21 protein-coding genes and 1 pseudogene are annotated in these 21,340 nt (G+C 69.2%); 6 read left to right on the top strand and 16 right to left on the bottom strand.

Annotation, left to right across the window (positions count from 1 at the left end; all coding sequences use genetic code 11):
* The 3 genes and pseudogenes from ACFPJ1_RS19970 to ACFPJ1_RS19960 all read right to left on the bottom strand — a co-directional run.
* Nucleotides 1–167 (bottom strand): annotated as a pseudogene (locus ACFPJ1_RS19970) (IS701 family transposase); the annotation flags it as partial.
* 407 nt (nucleotides 168–574) lie between these two features.
* Complete coding sequence (locus tag ACFPJ1_RS19965) at nucleotides 575–1,108, bottom strand: TetR/AcrR family transcriptional regulator (protein ID WP_380105877.1); 534 nt, start codon at nucleotides 1,106–1,108, stop codon at nucleotides 575–577.
* Nucleotides 1,105–2,538 (bottom strand): MFS transporter, encoded by a 1,434-nt coding sequence (locus tag ACFPJ1_RS19960; RefSeq protein WP_380105875.1) that lies wholly within the window; start codon nucleotides 2,536–2,538, stop codon nucleotides 1,105–1,107. Before ACFPJ1_RS19960 ends, ACFPJ1_RS19965 begins: the two co-directional genes overlap by 4 nt.
* Here ACFPJ1_RS19960 and ACFPJ1_RS19955 point away from each other — a divergent pair.
* From ACFPJ1_RS19955 to ACFPJ1_RS19945, 3 genes are read left to right on the top strand one after another with little or no spacing between them, the layout of a single operon-like run.
* Entirely contained in the window at nucleotides 2,515–2,763 is a 249-nt protein-coding gene (locus ACFPJ1_RS19955) for a hypothetical protein (RefSeq protein ID WP_380105874.1), read from the top strand. The two genes, ACFPJ1_RS19960 and ACFPJ1_RS19955, sit on opposite strands and share 24 nt — an antisense overlap.
* A gap of 29 nt (nucleotides 2,764–2,792) precedes the next feature.
* Nucleotides 2,793–3,209 (top strand): cupin domain-containing protein, encoded by a 417-nt coding sequence (locus tag ACFPJ1_RS19950; RefSeq protein ID WP_380105873.1) that lies wholly within the window; start codon nucleotides 2,793–2,795, stop codon nucleotides 3,207–3,209.
* Nucleotides 3,209–4,057 carry an NAD-dependent epimerase/dehydratase family protein gene (locus tag ACFPJ1_RS19945; RefSeq protein ID WP_380105872.1) on the top strand — a complete coding sequence of 283 codons (849 nt, stop codon included), beginning with the start codon at nucleotides 3,209–3,211 and terminating at the stop codon, nucleotides 4,055–4,057. Before ACFPJ1_RS19950 ends, ACFPJ1_RS19945 begins: the two co-directional genes overlap by 1 nt.
* 80 nt (nucleotides 4,058–4,137) lie before the next feature.
* On the opposite strand, the gene ACFPJ1_RS19940 is transcribed toward ACFPJ1_RS19945, so the two are convergent.
* Together ACFPJ1_RS19940 and ACFPJ1_RS19935 are read right to left on the bottom strand one after the other, a co-directional pair.
* Nucleotides 4,138–5,874 carry a S1C family serine protease gene (locus tag ACFPJ1_RS19940; protein WP_380105870.1) on the bottom strand — a complete coding sequence of 579 codons (1,737 nt, stop codon included), beginning with the start codon at nucleotides 5,872–5,874 and terminating at the stop codon, nucleotides 4,138–4,140.
* A 173-nt stretch (nucleotides 5,875–6,047) separates the two neighbouring features.
* Nucleotides 6,048–6,608, bottom strand: coding sequence for a TetR family transcriptional regulator (locus ACFPJ1_RS19935; RefSeq protein WP_380105869.1), 561 nt, complete (start codon nucleotides 6,606–6,608; stop codon nucleotides 6,048–6,050).
* Between the two features lie 98 nt (nucleotides 6,609–6,706).
* Between ACFPJ1_RS19935 and ACFPJ1_RS19930 the strand changes: the two genes are divergently transcribed.
* Nucleotides 6,707–7,537: an oxidoreductase gene (locus tag ACFPJ1_RS19930; protein WP_380105868.1), complete on the top strand. Its 831-nt coding sequence runs from the start codon at nucleotides 6,707–6,709 to the stop codon at nucleotides 7,535–7,537.
* A 116-nt stretch (nucleotides 7,538–7,653) separates the two neighbouring features.
* Here ACFPJ1_RS19930 and pdxR read toward each other — a convergent pair whose 3' ends face one another.
* Nucleotides 7,654–9,066, bottom strand: a complete 1,413-nt coding sequence (gene pdxR / locus ACFPJ1_RS19925) for a MocR-like pyridoxine biosynthesis transcription factor PdxR (protein WP_380105866.1) — start codon at nucleotides 9,064–9,066, stop codon at nucleotides 7,654–7,656.
* Between the two features lie 77 nt (nucleotides 9,067–9,143).
* Here pdxR and ACFPJ1_RS19920 point away from each other — a divergent pair, with 77 nt between their 5' ends.
* Nucleotides 9,144–10,433, top strand: coding sequence for an FAD-binding oxidoreductase (locus tag ACFPJ1_RS19920; protein ID WP_380105864.1), 1,290 nt, complete (start codon nucleotides 9,144–9,146; stop codon nucleotides 10,431–10,433).
* Here ACFPJ1_RS19920 and ACFPJ1_RS19915 read toward each other — a convergent pair.
* Entirely contained in the window at nucleotides 10,420–11,361 is a 942-nt protein-coding gene (locus ACFPJ1_RS19915; RefSeq protein ID WP_380105862.1) for a helix-turn-helix transcriptional regulator, read from the bottom strand. The two genes, ACFPJ1_RS19920 and ACFPJ1_RS19915, sit on opposite strands and share 14 nt — an antisense overlap.
* 63 nt (nucleotides 11,362–11,424) lie before the next feature.
* Between ACFPJ1_RS19915 and ACFPJ1_RS19910 the strand changes: the two genes are divergently transcribed.
* Entirely contained in the window at nucleotides 11,425–12,570 is a 1,146-nt protein-coding gene (locus tag ACFPJ1_RS19910; protein ID WP_380105860.1) for an epoxide hydrolase family protein, read from the top strand.
* Here the strand turns inward: ACFPJ1_RS19910 and ACFPJ1_RS19905 are convergent.
* The 9 genes from ACFPJ1_RS19905 to ACFPJ1_RS19865 form a co-directional block, all read right to left on the bottom strand.
* Nucleotides 12,567–12,689: a hypothetical protein gene (locus ACFPJ1_RS19905; RefSeq protein WP_380105859.1), complete on the bottom strand. Its 123-nt coding sequence runs from the start codon at nucleotides 12,687–12,689 to the stop codon at nucleotides 12,567–12,569. The two genes, ACFPJ1_RS19910 and ACFPJ1_RS19905, sit on opposite strands and share 4 nt — an antisense overlap.
* Before the next feature lie 24 nt (nucleotides 12,690–12,713).
* Nucleotides 12,714–13,121, bottom strand: coding sequence for a nitroreductase family deazaflavin-dependent oxidoreductase (locus ACFPJ1_RS19900; RefSeq protein WP_380105857.1), 408 nt, complete (start codon nucleotides 13,119–13,121; stop codon nucleotides 12,714–12,716).
* A gap of 78 nt (nucleotides 13,122–13,199) precedes the next feature.
* Nucleotides 13,200–14,108 carry a ribonuclease Z gene (locus ACFPJ1_RS19895; protein WP_380105855.1) on the bottom strand — a complete coding sequence of 303 codons (909 nt, stop codon included), beginning with the start codon at nucleotides 14,106–14,108 and terminating at the stop codon, nucleotides 13,200–13,202.
* Between the two features lie 5 nt (nucleotides 14,109–14,113).
* On the bottom strand, nucleotides 14,114–16,417 hold the full coding sequence (locus ACFPJ1_RS19890; protein ID WP_380105853.1) for an aminotransferase class III-fold pyridoxal phosphate-dependent enzyme: 2,304 nt from the start codon (nucleotides 16,415–16,417) through the stop codon (nucleotides 14,114–14,116).
* On the bottom strand, nucleotides 16,414–17,163 hold the full coding sequence (locus ACFPJ1_RS19885; RefSeq protein WP_380105851.1) for an MBL fold metallo-hydrolase: 750 nt from the start codon (nucleotides 17,161–17,163) through the stop codon (nucleotides 16,414–16,416). The genes ACFPJ1_RS19890 and ACFPJ1_RS19885 overlap by 4 nt, the downstream gene beginning before the upstream one ends.
* A 107-nt stretch (nucleotides 17,164–17,270) precedes the next feature.
* Nucleotides 17,271–18,608, bottom strand: coding sequence for a metallopeptidase TldD-related protein (locus ACFPJ1_RS19880; protein ID WP_380105849.1), 1,338 nt, complete (start codon nucleotides 18,606–18,608; stop codon nucleotides 17,271–17,273).
* On the bottom strand, nucleotides 18,605–20,059 hold the full coding sequence (locus ACFPJ1_RS19875) for a TldD/PmbA family protein (protein WP_380105847.1): 1,455 nt from the start codon (nucleotides 20,057–20,059) through the stop codon (nucleotides 18,605–18,607). Before ACFPJ1_RS19875 ends, ACFPJ1_RS19880 begins: the two co-directional genes overlap by 4 nt.
* Before the next feature lie 211 nt (nucleotides 20,060–20,270).
* Entirely contained in the window at nucleotides 20,271–20,489 is a 219-nt protein-coding gene (locus tag ACFPJ1_RS19870; protein WP_380105845.1) for a hypothetical protein, read from the bottom strand.
* Complete coding sequence (locus ACFPJ1_RS19865; protein ID WP_380105843.1) at nucleotides 20,486–21,280, bottom strand: COG4280 domain-containing protein; 795 nt, start codon at nucleotides 21,278–21,280, stop codon at nucleotides 20,486–20,488. Before ACFPJ1_RS19865 ends, ACFPJ1_RS19870 begins: the two co-directional genes overlap by 4 nt.
* Between the last annotated feature and the right edge of the window lie 60 nt (nucleotides 21,281–21,340).

Here is a 21,340-nt window from a genome sequence, read left to right as displayed (position 1 = left end):
TTCGCCTTCCGCAGCAGGTGCTGCAGGCCATCAGGCGAGTCATGGCCGGCGTGTTCGGCCAGCGTCCAACAGTTCTTCACCGCCAACCCCGACATCAACCCCGCGACCGCATCCCGCCCCAGCCGCCGCGACTCCACCCGCGCGAACCGAGACGCGATCCGCGCCATCAACCTGTCAAACTCCATCCGCCAACAACCAGGGTCTATGCTTTGGCCCGCGGCCACCGCGAGATCATCTTGAGTCCACACAACCCGAGATCATCGAGCGGTGGCCGCCTCGCGTCCGGGACCGCCACACCGCCAGATCACGAACTACGGCTGCCGTACTAGCACCATCACGCAGCGGAGACCGCGAACCACCCCGCTGATGCGGGTGAGACGGCCCGCACTCTGCAGGGTGAGAACGGAGCACGCTCGGCCGGGTGGGAACGCGTGCGCCGCGGGATGGGAACAGGCCGCTCGGCCGGGTGGGACCGGCCTCGCTCGGCCAGTCCGAGTTGGGCAACCACGTGCGCTGCGGATGGGAGTGGCGGGCGCTGTGCCCGGGTGGGAACGACGGCGCTGCGGCCGAGCGCTCAGCTGATCAGCGACTGGAGGGCAGGGGCGTAGAGGTCGGCGACCTGGGCGGGGTCGGCGGAGGCGGTCGGGCCGGTCTTGTCGACGGCGAGGGCGGCGCCGAGGCCGAGCAGGTGGGCGACGATGAGGTCTGCTCGCAGCTTGATGTCGTCGCCGGAGAGACGGTCCGCGAAGGCCTGGACGACCTGGTCGTGGAACCGCTCGCGGAGGAGTTTCCGTTCGTCGCTGATGCCGATGGCGAAGACCACCCGGAGCAGAAGGTCGCTGCCGTTGTCGCGGCGCCACTGGATCAGGGTCACCACCGCGTGCCGGCCAAGCTCGGCATCAGGGGCCGCCAGCAACAGTTCGGCCGCGTCGCTGAAGTCGGCGACCTGGTCGAACAGGGACTCCTTGCCGCCGAAGTGCTTGACGATCAGCGAAGCGCTGACATTAGCGTCCTTGGCGATCCCCCGCAGCGTCACCGCCGCATAGGGCTGCCGCGCGAACGCCCTGCGCGCCGCCCGGAGGATCGCGGTACGGCCGACGTCGGTCACGTGGTCCGGCCCGCCTCGGCCAGTGCGGGGTGGCGCGCCGGCCTGGCCCCGCGGGCCGGGATCAACAGGGTGAGGCCGACCGCGACCAGCGCGGCGGCGCCGGCGATCACGAAGATGATCAGGTAGGCGCCGAGCGTCGGGGCCGTCCGGCCCGCGTGCGTGGCGACCACGTTGGCCAGGACAGTGGCCACGATCGCGCTGCAGACTGCCTGCCCGATCGTGCGCATCAAGGTGTTGAGGCCGTTCGCGGCGGCCGTTTCGGTCACGGGCACAGCATGCATGATCAGAGCCGGAAGTGCCGAGTAGGCCACGGCGGTTCCGGCCGCGACCACGGTCGCACCCGCCACGATCGCGATCAGGTTCTCGCTGGTGAACAGTCGTACGACGTACCCGGCGGCCATCAGGGCGGCCGCGATCGCGAGGGTGAAGCGCGGCCCACGAGCCTTGGAGATCCGCGCGGAGACGGGCGAGAGCAGCACCATCGCGATACCGCCGGGCAGCAGGCACAACCCGCTGACCACGATCGAGGCGCCCAGCCCGTACCCGGTCGACGTCGGCTCCTGCACGAGTTGCGCGGTGGTCAGCGAGTTCGCGTAGAAGGCGAAGCCGATCAGCAGCGCGGCGAGGTTGGTGAACAGCACGGCCGGTCGCGCCGACACCCGCAGATCCACCAGCGGTGCTGAGGTCCGCAGCTCGAACAGGATCCACAGCGGCACGATCACGACCGCGCCGGCGAACAACCCGAGCGTCGCCGCGGACGCCCAGCCCCAGGCGCTCCCCTTGGACACCGCCAGCAGCAGGCAGACCAGGAACGCGCTCAACCCGAGAGCACCCGGTACGTCGAACCGCCCGCTCGTGCGCAGCTTCGACTCGGGCACGATCAGCAGCACCAGCAGGATGTCGAGCAGGCCGAGCGCGAGGCAGATCCAGAACATCGTGTGCCAGTTGGCGTACTGCACCACCAGCGTCGCGGCCGGGATGCCGAACGCGGCGCCGACGCCCAGGGTGGAACTCATGATCGCGATGGACGGGATCACCCGGTCCGGCGGCAACTCGTCGCGCAGGATGCTGATGCCGAGCGGGACGACGGCGACCGCCGCCCCTTGGAAGGCGCGGCCCGCGATCAGCACCGGCAGCAGGGAACTGATTGCGCAGAGCAACGAACCGAGCACCATCGACGCGAGCGCGACGATCAGCACCCGGCGCTTGCCGTACATGTCGCCGGCCCGGCCGAGCAACGGGGTGAACACGGCGCCGGTGAGCAGGGTGATGGTGACCAGCCAACTGACGTCGGCCGGGCGGCTGTTGGTGAGCGAGGGCAGTTCGGGCAGCAACGGCACGACGATCGTCTGCATCACCGACACCAGCACGCCACAGGAGGCGAGTGCGGCCAGAACCAGACGCGGGTGAGCAGCGGGACGGACGGTCAAGGAAGTCCTTACGAGGAAGGGCTGCGGTGGAGCGGCCGCAGTGAACAGCTGTTCACCTCTACAGTAAACGCCCGTTCACCCCTTCCTCAACTCGACTCCGGCGCTACTCAACTCGACTCTGGCGCTACTCAACTCGAGTACGGCGCTGCTCAGCTCGCCTGCGGGCCTCTCAGCTCGAATGCGGCGAAATGGACCATCGAACAACCGGCGAAGTGGACCAGTTGAGGGGTCATTCGGGCTTTTACGTTGGGAGCATGGAATCGAACTCGCAGTTGACGATGCTGCTGGATGTGGTGCCACCGCGGATCCCCGCCGGGACTGAGGTGATGACGGCGACCGTCGACCTACCGCCGGGCGATCCGGGGACCCCTCCCCACCGGCACTCGGGACCGGTGTTCGGCTACCTGCTTGAGGGCGAGCTGCTCTTCGAGCTCGAAGGCGAGGCCCCGCGCGTGATCAAAGAGGGCGAGGCCTTCTGGGAGCCCGGCGGCGACCTGATCCACTACCAGGCCGCCAACCACCTCGCCGACCGGCCGACCCGCTTCGTGGTCGTGATGCTCGGTGTACCGGGACAGCCGATGCTCACGCTCGTCGATGCCGAGGAACTCGACGCCCGGCGCGACCGGCGGGGAGCCCGGACCGCGGACGCCGACCTCTCGGAGGCGAACTGATGCGGGTCTTCCTGGCCGGGGCAACAGGAGTGATCGGTCGCATCCTCGTCCCTGAGTTGATCGCTGCGGGACATCAGGTCACTGGACTGGTTCGGCGTGCGGCACACGTCGACGTCCTGAAGGCGCAGGGTGCCGAGGCGGTGCAGGCAGATGTCTACGACGCAGCGGCGCTGACGGCTGCCGTGATCGCGGCACAGCCCGACGTGGTGATGCACCAGCTGACCGACCTGGGCAGAGGCGACTTCGCCGCGAACTCGACCATCCGGAAGACCGGTACGCGGAACCTTGTCGACGCGGCACTCGCCGCGGGCGCTCGTCGGGTGATCGCGCAGAGCATTGCCTGGGCTTATGAAGCCGGCGACTCGCCGGCAGTCGAACGGACTCCGCTCGATCTCGGCGCGTCGATGCCTCGGCTGGGGTCCGTGGAGGGCGTGGCCACACTGGAGGAGATCGTGGCCGAGGTGCCCGAGTGGGTGGTTCTCCGCTACGGCACGCTCTACGGTCCGGGCACCTGGTACTCGAAGGGCGGGCTGATGGACGACAAGGTCGGTGCCGGTGAGCTCGTCCCGAACTCCGACGTCAGCAGCTTCGTACAGGTGGAGGACGCTGCCGCGGCCGCGGTCCAGGCACTCGGCTGGCCGAGCGGACCGGTCAACATCGTCGACGACGAGCCCACTGCGGCCGCCGAGTGGATTCCCGCTTTCGCCCGTTCCGTCGGTGCTCCTGAGCCGGCACCGGTCGACACCGGGCGGACGCCTTGGGCCCGCGGCGCGGACAACCACTACGCCCGCAACCGCCTGCACTGGACACCGCAGTACCCGACCTGGCGCGAGGGCTTTCTCAGCTGAAATGACAAACGATCGGGCCCGCGCGCTCTGAGGGGAGAGGAGCGCCGCGGGCCCAATCTGGCGGTTCGCCGATGGAGGCGTCAGCGAACCGGGCCGGTGGCCAGTTCGATCGTGGCGGAGTGGTGACCGCCGGTCTGGTCGGTCCAGGTGACGGCTACCTTGTCGCCTGGGTGGTGCTGGTCGAGCAGGTTGGAGAGCGCGTCGGCCGAGTCGACGGTCTTGCCGCCGAGGGAGGTGATCACGTCGCCCGCGGTGATGCCGGCCTCCTCGGCCTTGCCGTTGGCGAGGACGTCGTTGACGACGGCGCCCGAGGTGCCGGTGGCGTTGGCGAGAACCGAGATGCCGAGCATCGGGGAGCCGCCGATGTGGACGGTCGAGGACGAGTCGCCCTTGTCGATCTGCTGGGCGATCTCCAGTGCCTGGTTGATCGGCACCGCGAAGCCCTGCGTCGTCGTCTGGCCCTGGCCGTCGCCCTGTCCCTGACCTTGGCCGTTGCCTTGTCCCTGGCCGTCGCCGAAGCCCTGGCCGCCGAAGCCCGGGCCGTTGCCGTCTCCGAAGCCGCTGCCGTCGCCGTCGCCGAAGGGCGAGCCGTTGCCGGTGCCGTCACCCGAGGCGGTCAGCGTCGCGGTGGCTGAGGTCGCACTGGGGCTGTAGGCGGTCTCGCCGGAGCCGCCCGGAGTCGGGTTGCTCGAGCCACCCGCGGTGTCGACGCCGATCACCTCGCCGGCGGCGTTGGCGAGCGGTCCGCCCGAGTCACCCGCCTGGATGTTGGCGTCGGTCTGGATCAGGCCGGTGAGGTTCTCCGGGTCGGAACCGGACGCGTCGGTCGCGGTGATCGCCTGGTTCAGGCCGGTCACCTTGCCGGCGGCGAAGCTCGGCGTACCGCCCACTCCCCCGGCGTTGCCGATGCCGACCACCTGGTCGCCGATCGCGACCTTGGAGGAGTCACCGGTCTTGGCGGTCTGCAGCCCGGACGCGTCCTTCAGCTTCAGGACCGCGATGTCGTGGGTCGCGTCGTAGCCCTCGACGCTGGCCGAGTAGGTCTTGCCGTTGCCGATGTCCACGACGGAGATCTGCGTCGCACCCTCCACCACGTGGTGGTTGGTCAGCACCTCGCCGTCGGACGTCAGCACGATCCCGGTACCGGCGGCGCGAGCGCCCTCGAAGCCGAGCACCGTGTTCACGTCGACCAGCCCGGGCGAGACCTGCGCGGCCACCGAGGCCGCGTTCATCGGCTGGGAGAGCTTGGAGCTGTTCGCGTTCGAGTGCTGATCGATGCCCCAGGCAACCGATCCGAGGACCAGGGCGGCGGCCACTCCGAACGCCCCGATCAGCGCCGGCATCCGCCTCCGCCGCTTCGGCGGCTGGTGGTGGAACGGCATCGGGCCCCAGTGCCCGCCATGCGGCTGCCCATACGGATACCCGTACGGCGCCTGCCCGTACTGCGGCTGCCCCTGCGCCGCGTAGTGCGGCTGACCCGGATGCCCGTACTGCGGCTGCCCTGGCTGCCCGTACGGCGGCTGCGCCGGCTGACCCTGCTGACCGAACTGCGGCTGCCCCTGCTGGCCGTACGGCGCCTGCCCGGGTTGACCTTGCTGCCCGTACTGCGGGTGTTCCTGCGGCCTGTAGTGCGACGGCCCGTACTGCGGCGTCCATCCCTGCTGGCCCTGCTGGCTCTGCGGGTTCTGCTGGTTCCCCGGCTGCTGGGGCTGCGGCGACGGCGGCGGGGTGTTCGGACCCTGTCCCTGTTGCTGCCCCGAACCCTGCCGACCGGTCTGGTCCGGCGTCGGTCCCTGCTCTCCGTCGATCTCGCTCATTCCGATTGCCTCCTCAGCCCATTTCCCTGCTGATTCGAGTAGAGCGCGCGATCCTGAGAGCACCATCGACCCGATGGAGGAATCACCTGAGAATCCACCGTGACCCGCACCACACCCCAGCCGGCCACTCTCACGCAGGTACCGCGGCGGGGCGCCGACCACACTCCAGTGGCTCAGCTGCTGAGCAACCGCTCGACCGCGTCCACCACGGTCCGGCGGCGGTGGGCACGGTCGGCGGGCACCGCGCTGCCGTACTCCGGGTTCATCGTCGACCAACTGGTGGCGATCGACTGGATCAGGGACAGCAGTTCCACCGGGCTGAAGTCTGCCGGGATCACGCCATCGGCCTGAGCCCGCTCCAACTCGGCGAGCCGGTCCGCGTTGACCGCCAGCACAGCGTCCAGTCGAGCCCCCTGCGGTCGCTCCAACCGGTACCAGGTGGCGAGCCGCAGGTGCCCCGGTTGCTCCTCGAAGTAGTCGAAGACGCGACCGGCGTACGACGGCAGGTCGTCCGCGTCGAAGCCCACCTCGTCGAGGTACGCGTCGATATAGGCGGTGAACACCGCGTCGAACAACTGGTCCTTGTTGCCGTAGTACGCGTACAGCATCGCCTTGTTGCAGCCGGCCACCTCGGCGATCCGGTTCACCCGGGCGCCGGCGATGCCGAGCGCGGCGAACTCCTCGGTCGCGGCCTCGAGGATCCGTTGCCTGGTCCGTCCGGCGTCTCTCTGCATGCTCCCGAGTCTACCAACCAACTGGTCAGTTGATTATTGCCGCCGAGCGAGGTTCCATAGAACTATCCAACCAGTCGGTTAGTTAGTGGAGAAAGATCATGAGCAAGACCTGGCTCATCACCGGCAGTTCCCGCGGCCTCGGGCGCGAGCTCACCAGGGCGGTCCTGGACAGCGGCGACCGCGTGGTCGCGACCGCTCGCCGGCCCGAGCAGCTCGACGACCTGGTGAAGGAGTACGGCGACGCCATCCGCGCCGTCGCCCTGGACGTCACCGACGCCGAGGCTGCCCGGGGCGCCGTGCAGACCGCGATCGACGAGTTCGGCGGCCTGGATGTGGTCGCGAACAACGCCGGCTACGCGAACAGCGCGCCGATCGAGGAGACCACCGACGAGGACTTCCGAGCGCAGATCGAGACCAACCTGTACGGCGTCGTCAACGTCACCAAAGCCGCCCTGCCGGTGTTCCGCAAGCAGCGCTCCGGCCACTTCCTGCAGTTCTCCTCGATCGGCGGACGCGTCGGCGGCACCCCGGGGATGGGCGCGTACCAGACCGCGAAGTTTGCCGTCGAAGGCTTCTCAGAGGTGCTCAACAACGAGGTCAGGCCGTTCGGCGTCAAGGTGACGATCATCGAGCCGGGCGCCTTCCGCACCGACTGGGGTGGCTCGTCGATGACGATCGCGCCGGTCGGCGAGGACTACGCGTCGACCGTCGGCGAGCTCAACCGGTACCGCGTGAGCGTCGACGGCAAGCAGGCGGGCGATCCCGCCAGGGCAGCCCAGGCCGTCGTCGACATCGCCGCCCTGGACGAGCCGCCGCTGCGACTGCTGCTCGGCAAGGACGCCCTGGAGCACGCCGATCGCGCCTCCCGGTCCCGCGCCGACGAGGCCGCCCAATGGGCCCACGTCAGCACCTCGACGGACTACGAGTGATCGGCTAGGAACTTGTCGATCAGGACGTTCACTCGTCCGGGCACTCCAGCGCGGCGAGGTGAGCGGCCTTCTCCAGTACGACGAACCGCGCGCCAGGCACCCTCCGACGCAGGACACTAACGACGCAGTGAGGCGATGGTGTCTGCAAGCAGGTCGATGCCTTCGACAACGGCCGGCTCGGTCAGTCCGCCGTACCCGAAGACGAGACCCTCAGGTCCGGCATTCCGCACCCAGTAGGGCTTCAGGCCGTAGACGCCGAGCCCGCGTTCCCGCGCGGCCTGGGTCACCGCGCTCTCGGACACGTCCGCCGGCAGCCAGGCCATCACGTGCAGCCCGGCGGAGACCCCGATCGGCTCCAGGTCCGGCAACCGCTCGGCCAGCCGGCCGACCAGGGCATCGCGCAACCGCCGGTACCGCGGTCGCATCCGGCGCAGGTGCCGGTCGAACTCGCCGCGCGCGACGAAGTCGGCGAAGGTCAACTGGTCCAGCACCGGCGAGCCGCGGTCGTCGACGATCTTGGCGGCCGCCATCGGCTCGACCAGCCGCGCAGGCAGGATCAGCCAACCAAGCCGGAGCCCCGGCGCCAGCGTCTTACTCGCAGTCCCCGCGTAGACCACCCGATCCGGCGCGAGCCCTTGCATCGCGCCGATCGGCTCACGGTCGTACCGGTACTCCGCGTCGTAGTCGTCCTCGATGATCAGCGCATCGCGCCGCGCGGCCCACTCGACCAGCGCCGCCCGCGTCTCGGCCGAGGTGACCGCCCCGGTCGGGAACTGATGCGCGGCAGTCACCAGTACTACGTCTGCTCCGGACCGCTCGAGTGCCTCCACATCCAGGCCGGACTCCAGCACCGGTACTCCGACAGCCTCGAGTCCGGCGGTGGTCGCGACCTCCCGCAGTTCGTTGTCCGACGGGTCCTCGACTGCGAGCCGCTTATACCCGGAGGCGGCGAGCACCTGGAGGAGCAACCGCGATCCCTGCGCGAATCCGTTGCAGACCAGCATATTCTCGGGCTGGGCCGAGGTGCCGCGCACCCGGTTGAGGTAGTCGGCCAATGCCTCGCGCAACTCCCCAGCGCCGCGGCCGTCGAGGTAGGCGAAACTCAGGTGCGGCGTCTCGTTCAGCACCCGGCGGATCGAGCGCAGCCAGGCCGCCCGGGGGAACTGCGAGACATCGGGACGGCTGTACTTGAAGTCGATCCTCGGCGGACCGATCGGCGCCGTTTTCCCCTTGTCTTGCGGAGTTGCCCGGGCTGCCGCGGGCGCGACCTGCGTGTAGCCGCCCGTACGGCTGACGAGATACCCCTCGGCGACCAGTTGCTGGTAGGCCTCGACGACAACGCCGCGGGACAGGCCGAGGTCCGTCGCGAGCGCCCGGGTCGACGGCATCACCGTGTCCGCCCGCAGCAGGCCCTGCCGGATCCGCTCCCGGATCCCACTCTCCAACTGCTGGTGCAGCGGCACGGTCGTCTCCCGGCGGAGCTCGACCAACAGCTCCCCGGAACCGGAATTGGTCCTGGATCGGCTCATGGAACTGGACCTTATCCGGGTACCGCTTCGCTGTCATGGTCGTGAGTACCAAGACTTTCCAGCAGAGGGGCAAGCTCATGACCGCCATCCAGCTCCAGACCGAGACCTTGATCCGCGAGGGCGAGCCCGGCTACGACGAGGCCCGGAGCGTCTGGAACGCGATGGTCGACCGCCGCCCGGCCGCGATCGCCAGGTGCCACACCACCGCCGAGGTCGCCGCCGCGGTCCGGTACGCGCGCCAGCACGACCTGGAGATCGGCGTTCGGTGCGGCGGCCACAGCATCGCCGGCCTCGCCGTACCCGACGGCGGCCTGATGATCGACCTCACCCCGATGAGCGAGGTCCGGGTCGACCCCGACCGGCGGCTCGCCTGGGTCCAGGGCGGCGCCCTACTAGGCGAACTGGATCGCGCGGCGCAGCAGCACGGTCTGGCCACCACCGCGGGCAACGTGTCCCACACCGGGGTCGGCGGCCTCACCCTCGGCGGCGGCATGGGCTGGCTGGCCCGGCAGTTCGGCCTCGCCTGCGACAACGTCGTCCGCTGCGAGATGGTGACTGCGACCGGCGACGTCGTGCACGCCAGCGCGACGGAGAACCCGGACCTCTTCTGGGGTCTGCGCGGTGGCGGCGGCAACTTCGGCATCGTCACCTCGTTCGAGTTCCGGCTGCACGCCATCGGCACCCAGGCACGCGTCGCCGAGTTCACCTACCCCGCCGCCGAGAGTTTCGCAGTACTGCGGGCCTGGCGCGAGCTGAACGCGACCGCTCCGCGGCAGGCGACCTTCACCGCGAGCATAGGCGGCGACGGGATCACCGTGGGCTTCGTCTGGGTCGGCGACCCGGCTGGGCGCGAGCAGTTGTTGCAGGCCTTCGACGGCCTCGGCCAGGTCGTTGCCAAGAGCATCGAAGAGGTTCCTTACCTGGCCTTGCAGAGCCGCGACGACGGCATCCAGGGGCACCGGTACCGCCGCTACTGGAAGGGCCACTACTTCAAGGCCCTCACGGACGACGCGATCCGGGCACTGCTGCGGAATCCCGGTGTCGGTGCGAGCCTCCAGGCCTACGGCGGCGCCATCTCCGACGTACCGGACGAGGAGGCCGCGTTCAGCCAGCGGGACACGTTGTTCGAGTTCGTCACCGCGACCCGGTGGGAGGACCCGGCCGACGACGAGGAGCGGATCGCCACGATCCGCGCGTACGCCGCTTCACTCGACCAGTACGCCGGGGGCGCGTACCTCAACACCCTCAACGGCGAGAGCGTACGCCGGGCCTTCCCGCCCGCGAAGCTGGCCCGCCTGACCACGCTGAAGACCACCTGGGACCCCGAGAACACGTTCCACCTGAACCAGAACATCAAGCCGGCGTAGCCGCTCCGAGGCGGGCGGTGAGGGTGCGGACGTGGTCGATCAGTTCGGGTGGGGACTCGACCTGGAAGTCGAAGCCGAGGAGGCCGACATAGAGGGTGAGTTCGTCGAGGGAGTTCGAGCCGGTGGAGAGGATGCAGGTCGAGGCGTCGACCGGCTCGACCGTGCCGATGGTGTTGGCGATCCGGTCGGCGACCTCCTCGGCGGGCGCACGGACCAGGAAGCGAGCCTGGTAGCGATACGCGCCCGAGGCGACTCCTCGACTGGTGTCTTCGAGTCCGGGCGCCTGTCGAGGCGTGAAGCGTGGGCCGGTAGGGATCCGCGGGTTCAGTCGGTCCAGGCGGAAGGTTCGCCAGTCCTCGCGATTCAGATCCCAGGCCACGAGGTACCACCGGCGTCCGGTCTGGACCAGGCGATGCGGCTCCGTAGTACGGATCGTCGAGGTGCCGTCGTGGCTGCGGTAGTCGAAGCGGAGGCGCTGGTGATCGCGGCAAGCGGCCGCGACGGCCATCACCACGTCGGGCGCCACCGACGCTCCGACAGTCGGAGTCACTGCCACCGACTGGAGTAGGCGGACCCGATGGCGCAGTCGCGAGGGCAGAACCTGCTCGAGCTTGGTCAGGGCGCGCACCGACGACTCCTCGATGCCCGAGACACCCCCGGTCGCGGCCGCCCGTAGTCCGATCGCGACGGCGACCGCCTCCTCGTCGTCGAGCAGAAGCGGCGGCAGGGATGCGCCGGCACCCAGGCGATAGCCGGCCACCCCGGGTACGGCGTCGACGGGGTAGCCGAGGTTGCGGAGCTTGTCGACATCGCGGCGGACGGTCCGTACTCCGACGCCGAGTTCCTCCGCGAGCGCGGTACCGCTCCAGTCGCGCGGGGACTGCAGCAAGGAGAGCAATTTGAGCAGTCGCGCCGAGGTCTCCAACATGTTCCCCAGTCTGCCATCGAGCTAGGACTGAACCTGTCCTAACCAGGTGACAGAGTCGGGGACATGATCAAGCCCTTCGTCATCGACATCCCGCAGAGCACTCTCGACGATCTCCAGGACCGGCTCGCCGCCGCGCGATTCCCGGCCGCACTACCCGGCGACGACTGGGACACCGGCGTCCCGGTCGCCTGGCTGTCCGAAATGGTCGAGTACTGGCGGACCGGCTACGACTGGCGAGCCGCCGAGAAGCAGTTGAACGAGTTCCCGCAGTACACGACCGAGATCGATGGCCAGCAGATCCACTTCCTGCACGTGAGGTCGGCTGAGCCGGATGCGCTGCCGCTGATGCTGACCCACGGGTGGCCGGGGTCGATCGTGGAGTTCCTCGACTTGATCGGTCCGTTGACCGACCCCGCGTCGTACGGCGGGGACGCGGCGGATGCCTTCCATCTGGTGATCCCGTCGCTGCCGGGGTTCGGGTTCTCCGGGCCGACGAGTGAAGGCGGCTGGACCACTAACCGGACCGGCCGAGCCTGGGCGGAGCTGATGAACCGCCTCGGCTACGACCGGTACGCCGTACAGGGTGGTGACATCGGCGCGACCGTCTCGGCAGAGGTGGGACGGGCGGATCGCGAGCACGTGATCGGAGTCCACACGAACGGCGGGCCCGGTCCGATCGCGCCGTACCCGATGCCGGCGGAGGAGCTGGCGAGCCTGTCGCCGATCGAGCAGGACCGGGTCGCGCGGATCAACGCGTTCATGCAGGAGGAGTTCGGCTATGTCGCGATCCAGTCGACTCGTCCGCAGACGCTCGCCTACGGGCTCGTCGACTCGCCCGTCGGGCAGCTCGCGTGGATCATGGACAAGTTCCGCGAGTGGACCCACCCGCGTGCAACGTTGCCGGACGCAATCATCGACCGGGACCGGCTGCTCACCAACGTGATGCTCTACTGGCTCACGGGCACGGCCGGCACGGCCGCGTACGTCGGCTATGCGCAGGCGGCGCCGTGGGGCGTGACGAAGGAGAACTCCGGCGTCCCGACCGCTGCCCTCATCTTCGCCCACGACGTAGCGATCCGCCGCTACGTCGAACAGGAGAACACCATCACCCGCTGGACCGACGTCCCCCGAGGCGGCCACTTCGCCGCCCTGGAAGAGCCCGAACTACTGACGACGGACGTCCGCGAGTTCTTCCGGGACCTGCGCTAGAGGTCCGTGATCGGGATGCCGAGGGCGCGCAGGATGTAGCCGGCCTCGGCGAGTTGCTGGCGGGCCTCACCTGGATCACGACGAGATGACCGGGCAACGACAATTCGTTGCCCGGTCATCCGTCAGGAGCCGCGTGGGGAGGACTATCGGCGTTCGAGGATGACGATGGGGATCTGGCGGTCGGTCTTGGTGGTGTAGGTGTCGTAGTCCGGCCAGATCTCGGTCATCAGCGGCCAGATCCGGGCGCGCTCCTCGTCGTCGGCGACGCGGGCGTGGGCGGCGAAACGGTCGGCCTTGACCTGGACCTTGACGTCCGGGTCGGCCTCGAGGTTGAAGTGCCAACCGGGGTGTGCGTCGGCGCCGCCGGCGGAGGAGACGATCGCGTATCCACCCTCGACCTCGCGGTAGATCAGCGCGTTCTTGCGCTCGACCCCGGACTTCCGGCCGATCGTGGTGAGGATGAGGATGTGCGCGCCGTGGTCGCCGAAGTCGTAGCCTTCCTCGCCATCGGTCTCCTCGTAGCGCTTGACGTGCTCCTGTCCGTACAGCATCTAATCTCCTTGCTCACGCGGGTAGTTAAATCCTTCAACAGCCGCACGGTACCCAGATGTTCCCGGCCGCGAACACGCTCAGCGGCGTGTCGGCACGGAGACCCGCGTCAGGTCCGCGGCGACGACGATCTCACCGTCGAACTCGGCCGCGGCCTCCTCGTGGAAGCGATCCGGCTCGGTGTAGCGCTGGGAGAAGTGGGTCAGCACGAGCTTGCGGACCCCGCACTCCCGCGCCACCCGGGCGGCCTGCCGTGCGGTCAGGTGCCCGAAGCGCCTGGCCAGTTCCCCTTCCGAGGACAGGTAGGTCGACTCGATCACCAGCAGGTCCGCGCCGTCGGCCAGCCGGAAGACCCCTTCGCAGAGCCGGGTGTCCATCACGAATGCGAACCGCTGGCCCGGCCGCGGCTCGCTCACCTGCTCGACGGTCACCGTACGCCCGTCGACCTCCAGCGATCCCGCCTGCTGCAGGCGACTCACCGCCGGCCCCACCACGCCGTACTGCGCCAGCCGGTCGGGGAGCATCCGCCGGCCGTCGGGCTCGACCAGTTGGTACCCGAACGACTCGACCGGGTGCTCCAGCCGCCAGGCCCACAACTGGCCGAACGACCCGACCGAGAGCAGACCCTCCTCCTCGACCGGCTCCTCCCGGACCTCGGCCCGCTCGAAGAACGACGCGGCGTACCGGAGCCGGGTGAAGTACTCCTGGCCGGACGCCGGGTAGTGCGCGTGCACAGGATGCCGCACGTCGTCGAGCGACAACCGCTGAATCACCCCCGGTACTCCGAGGCAGTGGTCGCCGTGGAAGTGGGTAACGCACAACCGGGTGATCGCGCCGGCCGAGACCCCGGCGTACAGCATCTGCCGTTGGGTCCCCTCGCCCGGATCGAAGAGGAAGCCGTCGCTGTCCCAGCGTAGGAAGTACCCGTTCTGGCTGCGCTCCCGCGACGCCACCTGACTCCCGGTGCCAAGGACGACCAGTTCGCGCACGGACCTCAGGCTAGTGCAGCCTCGAAAGCCTTGAGGAAATAGTCGACGTGGCCCTGGTCCCAGATCAGCGGCGGGCGGATCTTGAGGACGGTGCCGCCTGGTCCGGTGGTGCCGACGAAGACGCCCTGTTCCCGCAGTAGTTCGGCCAGGTCGGTTGCCTTCAGCGGGGTCTCCGGCGGAACCTCGACCCCGACCATCAGGCCCTGGCCCCGGACCCGCGCGGCCGGGTGCAGCCTGGGCGCGAGGCGGGCCAGGCCGGCCGACAAGTCCGCGCCGATCCGGCCGGACCGTTCGACCAGGCCGTTCTGCTCGATCACGTCCAGCACGGTCAGCGCGGCGACACAGGACACCGGGTTGCCGGCGAAGGTGCTGAAGAACTCGTCGATCGCGATGAACTGCTCGACGATCTCCCGCCGGGTGATCAGCGCGGCGATCGGGTGCCCGTTGCCCATCGGCTTGCCCAGCGTGACGAAGTCGGGCGTCAGGCCGAAGTCGGTGAACCGCCAGAGGTTGCGACCGCCGCGGCCGAAGCCCGCCTGCACCTCGTCGGCGAGGAACAGCCCGCCGAGCGTATGGGTCTCGTCCTGCAGACCGCGCATGAACCGTCCGGTCGGCGTGAGGATCCCCGCGCTGCTGAACACGGAGTCGACGGCGAGCAACGCCACGTCCTGACCGGCCCGGCGCAACACGTCGTGGGCCAGCCGAACCCGCCGGCCGGCCTCGACGCCACTGGGCTGCTGCCCGTCCGAATCCAGCCGCGGCGCGTCGAACACGGCCACGTGCGCGGGACGCGCCGACGGCGGGTAGGTGTTGGTCGACCAAGCGGCCGTCGCCTCGCTGACCCCGTGGTACGCGAGATCGGCGACCATCACTCCGGACCGGCCGGTGACTACTCGGGCCATCCGCCACGCGAGGTCGTTGGCCTCGCTGCCAGAGTTGACGAAGACACAGGTGTCCAAGCCCGGCGGCATCGAGGCGGTGAGCCGCTCCGCGAGCTCGACGGCGTTGGGGTGCAGGTAGCGGGAGTTGATGTTCAGCACCGCGGCTTGGCGTGAGATCGCCTGGACCACCGCCGGGTGAGCATGGCCTACGACGGGAACGTTGTTGTAGGCATCGAGATAGCGACGCCCGTCCGCGGTGTGCACCCAGGCTCCGGCAGCCCGGACCACCTGCAGCGGTTCGCGGTAGAACAAGGGCGACAGCTGCCCGCCCAGTGCTGCTCCCCGACGCTCCGACAGCGACGGATCAAGCCGTTGGGCAGATTTCACCCGCGAGGTCCCGCAAAGCTGGTGGAAGCGATCCGCGAGTTCGGTGGCCTCCATCCCCGCCAGCAGATCGAGTCCGTGCCAACTGCCGGCGACGAGGCTCGTCAGGTACTCGTAGTTGTCGGGATAGAGCGGCGCCCGCCACGCCGACATGAGCACGCTCGCCGCCATCCGGGCGAGCACCAGCTCACCGATCAGCTCCACTTCCTCGGGCTCGAGCGGCAACACCCGCTGATAGGCGTCGAGGAACGCCGCGGCCGCCGGCCACGGATCGGCGGACTCCCGTAGCAGCGAGGTCAGGCTGATCGCGAGATCGGCCACCCGGGCGGTGTGGTGCATGTCGCCGAAGTCGATCACCCCGGAGATCCCGTCCGCGTCGATCAGCACATTGCTCAAGGTGACGTCACCGTGCAGCACGAACGCCGGCAGCCGCTTGGTCGCCTCCTCCAAGCTCTCGAAGCGATCCAGCAGCTTCTCCAGCGGCGCCCGGCGGCTCGCGTCGGGCAACTGCTCCGCGAACGGCCGCAGTGCGGTCACCAGCCGGGGATCCCAGTCCAGTCGTCGATCGGCCGACGGGTGACCGAAGCCCTGGAGCGCACGAGCAAGCCGCGCGCAGACCTCGCCGAAGTCGGCGGCGAACCGGTCCGGCAGGACCGCGAGGTCGCCGACCGCACCCGGCATCACCGTCATCACCCGGACCTGGTGCACCCGGCCGTCGTCGGCCTTCAGCGTGACCACCTGCTCGCCGTCCACGGTGTCGACGATGCGCGGGATCGGGAGACCGGGATCGACCAGGGCGACGTGACGCATCGCCGCGCTCTCCATCGCGATCTGGCCGGGATCGTCGCCGGAGTTCGACACCTTCAGCACCAACTGCCGGCCGTCGTCGGCAACGGCCAGGAAGTTCAGGTCACGCTCACTCCGCAACGCCTGCAACTCGGGGTCGATCCCGTACTGCGCGCGCAGGAACTCCGCGGCGGTGGCCAGGTCGACCTCGGGTGGTTCCTCGACCAGGCTCGACGTCTGTCCCACGGTCTGGTTCACGGTGTCTCCTCGAAGGACTGGGGTGGTGGGGTGGGCGAGGAATTGAATACAGCGCGGCTTTGGCCCCGGAAGACCAGCGGTTCTGGGCTCACGACGTACTCCAGGTTCCCACTGGCGCTGATCCGGAAGGGAGCGTCGTGTCCGGGGCAGACGAGGTCGGCCAGGCGGGCAACCCGGTCGACCGAGGCATCCGCCTTGGCCGCGTCGTACGGACGACCCGACGCGCGGCGGGCCCGCAGTACTGCGGCAGTGGGTACGGCGTCACCGGTGAGCACGGTGATTCCGGCGTCGGTAGTCACGGCGAGGCCGATCGAGCCAGGGGTGTGCCCGGGCAGCTCCAGTACCTGGACGCCGGGGATGAGCTGGTCGCCCTCCCCCGTCGGATGGATGTCCAGCCCGTCGAGCACAGCCTTGGCCCAGCGGGGTGTGCCGAGGTCCCTGGCGGGTGGCTCGTCCAGATTGCGTAGCTCATCCTCGTGCAGCAGCACCCGGGCCTGCCGGAAGAAGTCGGCGTTCTGCAGATGGTCCCAGTGGCCGTGGGACAGCACGACGGTGTCGATATCGGCCGGCTCGAGTCCACGAGCAGACATTGCCTCCAGCAACATCCGGCGCCGGCCGGCGTGGCCGCAGTCGAACAGCACCCGCCCGGCCTCGCTCTCGACCAGGTGGACGGAGCAGAACGCCGGATTGCCCTGGTCGGTGGTCAGTGAATACCCATTGAGCAGAGTGGTGAGCGTCGGTGTCACTTGCACCCTCGTTGCGGTGATTCCTGATCAGGAAATTCTTGATCAGGAGATGGAGCAGCAGCGCCCCGCGCCTTCTATGAGCACGCACGGCCCGGGGCGCTGCTGGTTCAGGGGAGGACGAGCGGACCGGCGTCGATCAGCAGCGACGGAACCACGATGCTCTCCATGAAGGTCTGGTCGCAGCGCTCGCGCACGGCGCCGACCCCGAGGATCGCGTTCATCACGTCGTCCATCTTGAAGGTGAAGCGCAACTGCGGGTGCCAGCCGACGAGCTTGCCGTCCTCAGCCCAGTACGTCGCGTCGCGCGTCGTACCGGTGACCAGGGTCTCCTTCGGGTGCAGCACCCGCAGGTAGTCGAGCCGGTTCACCACCAGCCCGCTGCCGACCTCGGCGAGCAACTCGTCCTCGGTGGACTCACCGGGCGCGAGCAACAGGTGCGACGGGACCGGGTCGCCGCCGAACCGCCAGCCATCCGGTACCGCGTGACCGGTCGGCACGCCGCCGGTCAGCCCGGCCCGGCGCTGGTCGGAGACGACGCCAGTGAGCACGCCCTTGTCGATCAGCGTGGTCCTTCGCCGAACGTTGCCCTCAGCATCGAATCCGCTGGGCAGTCCGTCGGCGTCGCAACCATCGTCGACCAGGGTGATCAGCTCGCTCGCGACCTTCTCGCCGAGACGGCCCGCGACCAGCGACCGTCCGGTGGCATAGGCGTTCGCGCCCAGAACCGCGTACCCGTAGGTGGCGATCAGGCTGTTGACCGCCTGCGGCTTCAGCAGCACCCTGCAGGTGCCGTGGTGAGCGTCCACGGAAGGCAGCGGAGTCAGCGCCGCCCGAAGGCGGCCGGGGATCTCCTCGATCGGGATCTGGTCGGCGTCGCGGTGCAGTAGCTTGACGCTCGCGGACCGCCCGTCCTGCTTGGCGATCGCCTGGATCGAGGCCTTGGTCAACGTCTCGGCCCGGAACAGCCCGGTCGAGTCGGCCACCACCCGCTCCATCACGTCGTACCGGATGGCGCCGCCGAGCTTCATCTCGGGGTCCAGGCCGGCCCGCACCGTGTTGAACCACTGGTGGCGGACAGCCGGATCGGACTCCAGCACGGACCGAGCCGGCGCGATCTCAGGCGTGGCAGCCGCTGTGCTGCTGGAGTCCGTCTCTGCCGGTGACTCCGGGGCACCACTCGAGGCTGGCAGGTCGGCCAGGGCTGCGGAGAGGCGGTCGGCGAGGGTGCGGACCGCTTCGGGATCGAGGGTCTCCAGCGAACCGGCGGCCGCCCGGCCGTCGCGGTTGATCCGGACCCGGACCCGGAGCCTGCGCTCGCTGTGCTGGGCGGTGATCTCCGACTCGGCGTAGCGGAGCAGGTCCGCGTTCTCGCCGAGGATGTCGAGCCGGGTGCCGTCGCCGAGGATCTCCAGCGCCCGGGCGACCTCTGCCTGATCGATGCTCATCGTCCCACCTGCACATTCTGGAAGCGTCCGGGTACGGTGCCGTGGCCGACGTGGGCCACCTGCAGGGGCTCGCCCTTGTTGCAGGACGGGACGCCGTGCACCTTCCACTCGTCCGGCCCGCCGAGGGCGTCGAGCTCGGCCCAGAACTGCGGCGTGACGCCCTGGTACGTGCAGTTCTTCAGCATCCGGCCGATCTTGCCGTCGCGGATCTCCCAGCCCATCTCGGTCTGGAACCGGAACGACATCCGCTGGTCGTCGATCGAGAAGCCCCGGTTGGTGTCCACCAGGATGCCGCGCTTGGTGCCGGCGATCATCTCAGCCAGCGAGGACTCGCCCGGCTCGAGGCAGATGTTGGTCATCCGGACCAGCGGCAGCCGCTGCCAGCCGTCGGCGCGGGATGCCCCGGTCGGTTCGTCGCCGAGCGCCGCCGCGGACTCGCGCCCGGACATGTACCCCTGGAAGATGCCGTCCTTCACCAGTTGGGTGCGCTGGGCCGGAATGCCCTCGTCGTCGTAGGCGTACGAGCCGAGCGCGCCGGGGATGGTCGCGTCGGCGTACGCCGAGACGATCTCCGATCCCCAGCGGAAGTTGCCGCGGCGCTCCGGGGTGGCGTAGGTGCCACCGGCCAGGCTGGCCTCGGTGCCGAGGGCGCGGTCGGCCTCCATCGGGTGGCCGGCGCACTCGTGCAGCACCATCGCCAGCTGGTTGCTACCAGCAACAAGTGTGGTGACCTCGTCGGGACACTGCGGCGCGGTCAGCAGCGCGACCGCCTCCGAGGCGACCCGGGCCGCGTTCTCCGGCAGGCCGATCACCAGCACGTGCTCCCAGCCGGCCGTGGCGAAGTCGCCGCGGTGACCGCGGATCTGGCGCGGCACTCCCTGCGGGAAGGAGCGGCGCTGGACGTCGTTGCCGTCGCCGGCGTTGACCATCAGGCCGCCGCCGCTCTCGGTCAGGGTCTGCTCGATCAACGCGCCCTCGGTGTTCGCGAACACCTTCTCGTCGCGGTAGAAGTCGACCGACGCCTCGACCTGCTGGACCAGCGGACCCGCGGTCGACGCCTCCTTCACGGTGGCGGACAGCAGGTCGAGCTTGGTGGACAGCGGGACGAGGAACGGGTCGACCTCCATCGGCGACGACCAGGTCGCGCGCGTCGTCACGGGCTGCCCCAGCGCGACGTGACCGCCGCCGCCGGCGGCGCGGGCCTGGCCGACGGCCTGGGCGATGACGGCGTCGATCCCGTTCGGGTCGAGCCGGTGCGTCGCGGCAAAGCCCCAGTGGCCGCCGATCACGACGCGCAGGCCGAGGCCGAGGGAGTCGTCGTAGCCGACCTCACCCGGGCCCTCGAGCTCGACCAGCACCAGTTCGTGGGTCCGCCGGACGACGCGGACATCGCCGTACTGGACGTCGGAGGGGAGCAGGGCGAGCACGGTCTCAGCGGTGTCTCGCATCATTGGAGCCTCCTCAGTGGGCGGGAGTCAGCATTCACGTCTGGATCCTCCGAATCGTCTGGCCGGGCACCTCGGAACTGACTGTAGCAGATACTACGAGATTACTGAATAGCGTTGTGTTCACTACAGGACACCTCTCGGACATGCGCCGGCCCCGCACGGACTGGTATCCACGTGCGGGGCCGGACGTCAACAGGGCAAGGGATTCAGGCCCTCACCGCCGCTTCGGACGGACGTCGATGGCGAGGCTGATCGCGAACGCGACCACGATCCCGGCGCCACCCAGCAGGGTCAGCGCGGTGTCGCCGAGCACGTCGGCCTTCATCACCGCGAACAGCGCGACCAGGGCGATCACCACGGCGACGGCGATCTTCCAGTCGTCACCGATCAGGAAGTCGTACCAGAACTGGCCGAAGGACTTCAGGAACTTCATTTCTTCACCTCCACAGGGACATTGACTGGGGCGACCGGGGCCGCGGGGGTCTTCAGCACGGCGACGAAGATCCGGCTGAGCACCAGCCACGCGAGCAGCAGGCCGATGATCGCGAGGTCATGACCAGGCCAGTCGAGGCTCTCGCGACCGGACTGGAAGATGCCGATCCCCTCGACCGCCCAGTAGGTGCCGAACGACGCCAGCAGCAGGCCGACGCCGTACTTGAGCAGGTTCTCGTTGATCATCGACAGCGGCCGGCGCAGTGCGATCGCGATGATCAGCACGATCACGACGGCGGCGAGCGCCCCGGCGCTGGCGCCCGGGATGTTGTCCGCGTTCAGGCCGAAGGTGATCACGATGAAGACCACCTCCATGCCCTCCAGGAAGACACCCTTGAAGGACACCATGAAGGAGAACATGTCGATGCTACCGGTGCTCTGCCCGGCGGCCTTGGCCGCCGCGACCTCTTCCTTGTAGATCGCCGCCTCGTCGTGCACGGCTTTGCGGCCCGATGACCGCAGGATCGCCTTTCTCAGCCACTGCAACCCGAAGATCAGCAGCAGTCCGCCGATCGCCAGCTGCAGCGCCGACTCCGGCAGCCAGGTCGCCAGCGCGTAGCCGGCGAACAGCGTCACCACCGCCAGCGCGCCGAGCGCCGCCAGCGTGCCGACCAGCGCCGACTTCCAGCTCCGGGTGTAGCCCATCGCCATCACGATCGTGGTGGCTTCCACCATCTCCACGAAACACGCGACGAACGTCGCGATGATGAGGCCCCACGTTGCCGCGTCCATCTCTCACTTCCTTCGCTCGATGCAACATATGCTGCATTTAACGATAGTTACGTTGTTCTT

It is taken from the genome of Kribbella qitaiheensis (assembly GCF_042657745.1).
Lineage (GTDB): Bacteria > Actinomycetota > Actinomycetes > Propionibacteriales > Kribbellaceae > Kribbella > Kribbella qitaiheensis.
The sequence above is the reverse complement of the archived record's forward strand: the minus strand, read 5'-3'. Positions and strand labels throughout refer to the sequence as shown.

Bases quoted from the DNA above. Each gene is read 5' to 3' on its own strand.
- ACFPJ1_RS19875 (WP_380105847.1), bottom strand. From the start codon at position 20,059: ATGATGCGAGACACCGCTGAGACCGTGCTCGCCCTGCTCCCCTCCGAC.
- ACFPJ1_RS19880 (WP_380105849.1), bottom strand. From the start codon at position 18,608: ATGAGCATCGATCAGGCAGAGGTCGCCCGGGCGCTGGAGATCCTCGGC.
- ACFPJ1_RS19930 (WP_380105868.1), top strand. From the start codon at position 6,707: ATGAGCAAGACCTGGCTCATCACCGGCAGTTCCCGCGGCCTCGGGCGC.
- ACFPJ1_RS19870 (WP_380105845.1), bottom strand. From the start codon at position 20,489: ATGAAGTTCCTGAAGTCCTTCGGCCAGTTCTGGTACGACTTCCTGATC.
- ACFPJ1_RS19900 (WP_380105857.1), bottom strand. From the start codon at position 13,121: ATGCTGTACGGACAGGAGCACGTCAAGCGCTACGAGGAGACCGATGGC.
- ACFPJ1_RS19915 (WP_380105862.1), bottom strand. From the start codon at position 11,361: ATGTTGGAGACCTCGGCGCGACTGCTCAAATTGCTCTCCTTGCTGCAG.
- ACFPJ1_RS19940 (WP_380105870.1), bottom strand. From the start codon at position 5,874: ATGAGCGAGATCGACGGAGAGCAGGGACCGACGCCGGACCAGACCGGT.
- ACFPJ1_RS19910 (WP_380105860.1), top strand. From the start codon at position 11,425: ATGATCAAGCCCTTCGTCATCGACATCCCGCAGAGCACTCTCGACGAT.
- ACFPJ1_RS19920 (WP_380105864.1), top strand. From the start codon at position 9,144: ATGACCGCCATCCAGCTCCAGACCGAGACCTTGATCCGCGAGGGCGAG.
- ACFPJ1_RS19935 (WP_380105869.1), bottom strand. From the start codon at position 6,608: ATGCAGAGAGACGCCGGACGGACCAGGCAACGGATCCTCGAGGCCGCG.
- ACFPJ1_RS19865 (WP_380105843.1), bottom strand. From the start codon at position 21,280: ATGGACGCGGCAACGTGGGGCCTCATCATCGCGACGTTCGTCGCGTGT.
- ACFPJ1_RS19950 (WP_380105873.1), top strand. From the start codon at position 2,793: ATGGAATCGAACTCGCAGTTGACGATGCTGCTGGATGTGGTGCCACCG.
- pdxR (WP_380105866.1), bottom strand. From the start codon at position 9,066: ATGAGCCGATCCAGGACCAATTCCGGTTCCGGGGAGCTGTTGGTCGAG.
- ACFPJ1_RS19905 (WP_380105859.1), bottom strand. From the start codon at position 12,689: ATGACCGGGCAACGAATTGTCGTTGCCCGGTCATCTCGTCGTGATCCA.
- ACFPJ1_RS19945 (WP_380105872.1), top strand. From the start codon at position 3,209: ATGCGGGTCTTCCTGGCCGGGGCAACAGGAGTGATCGGTCGCATCCTC.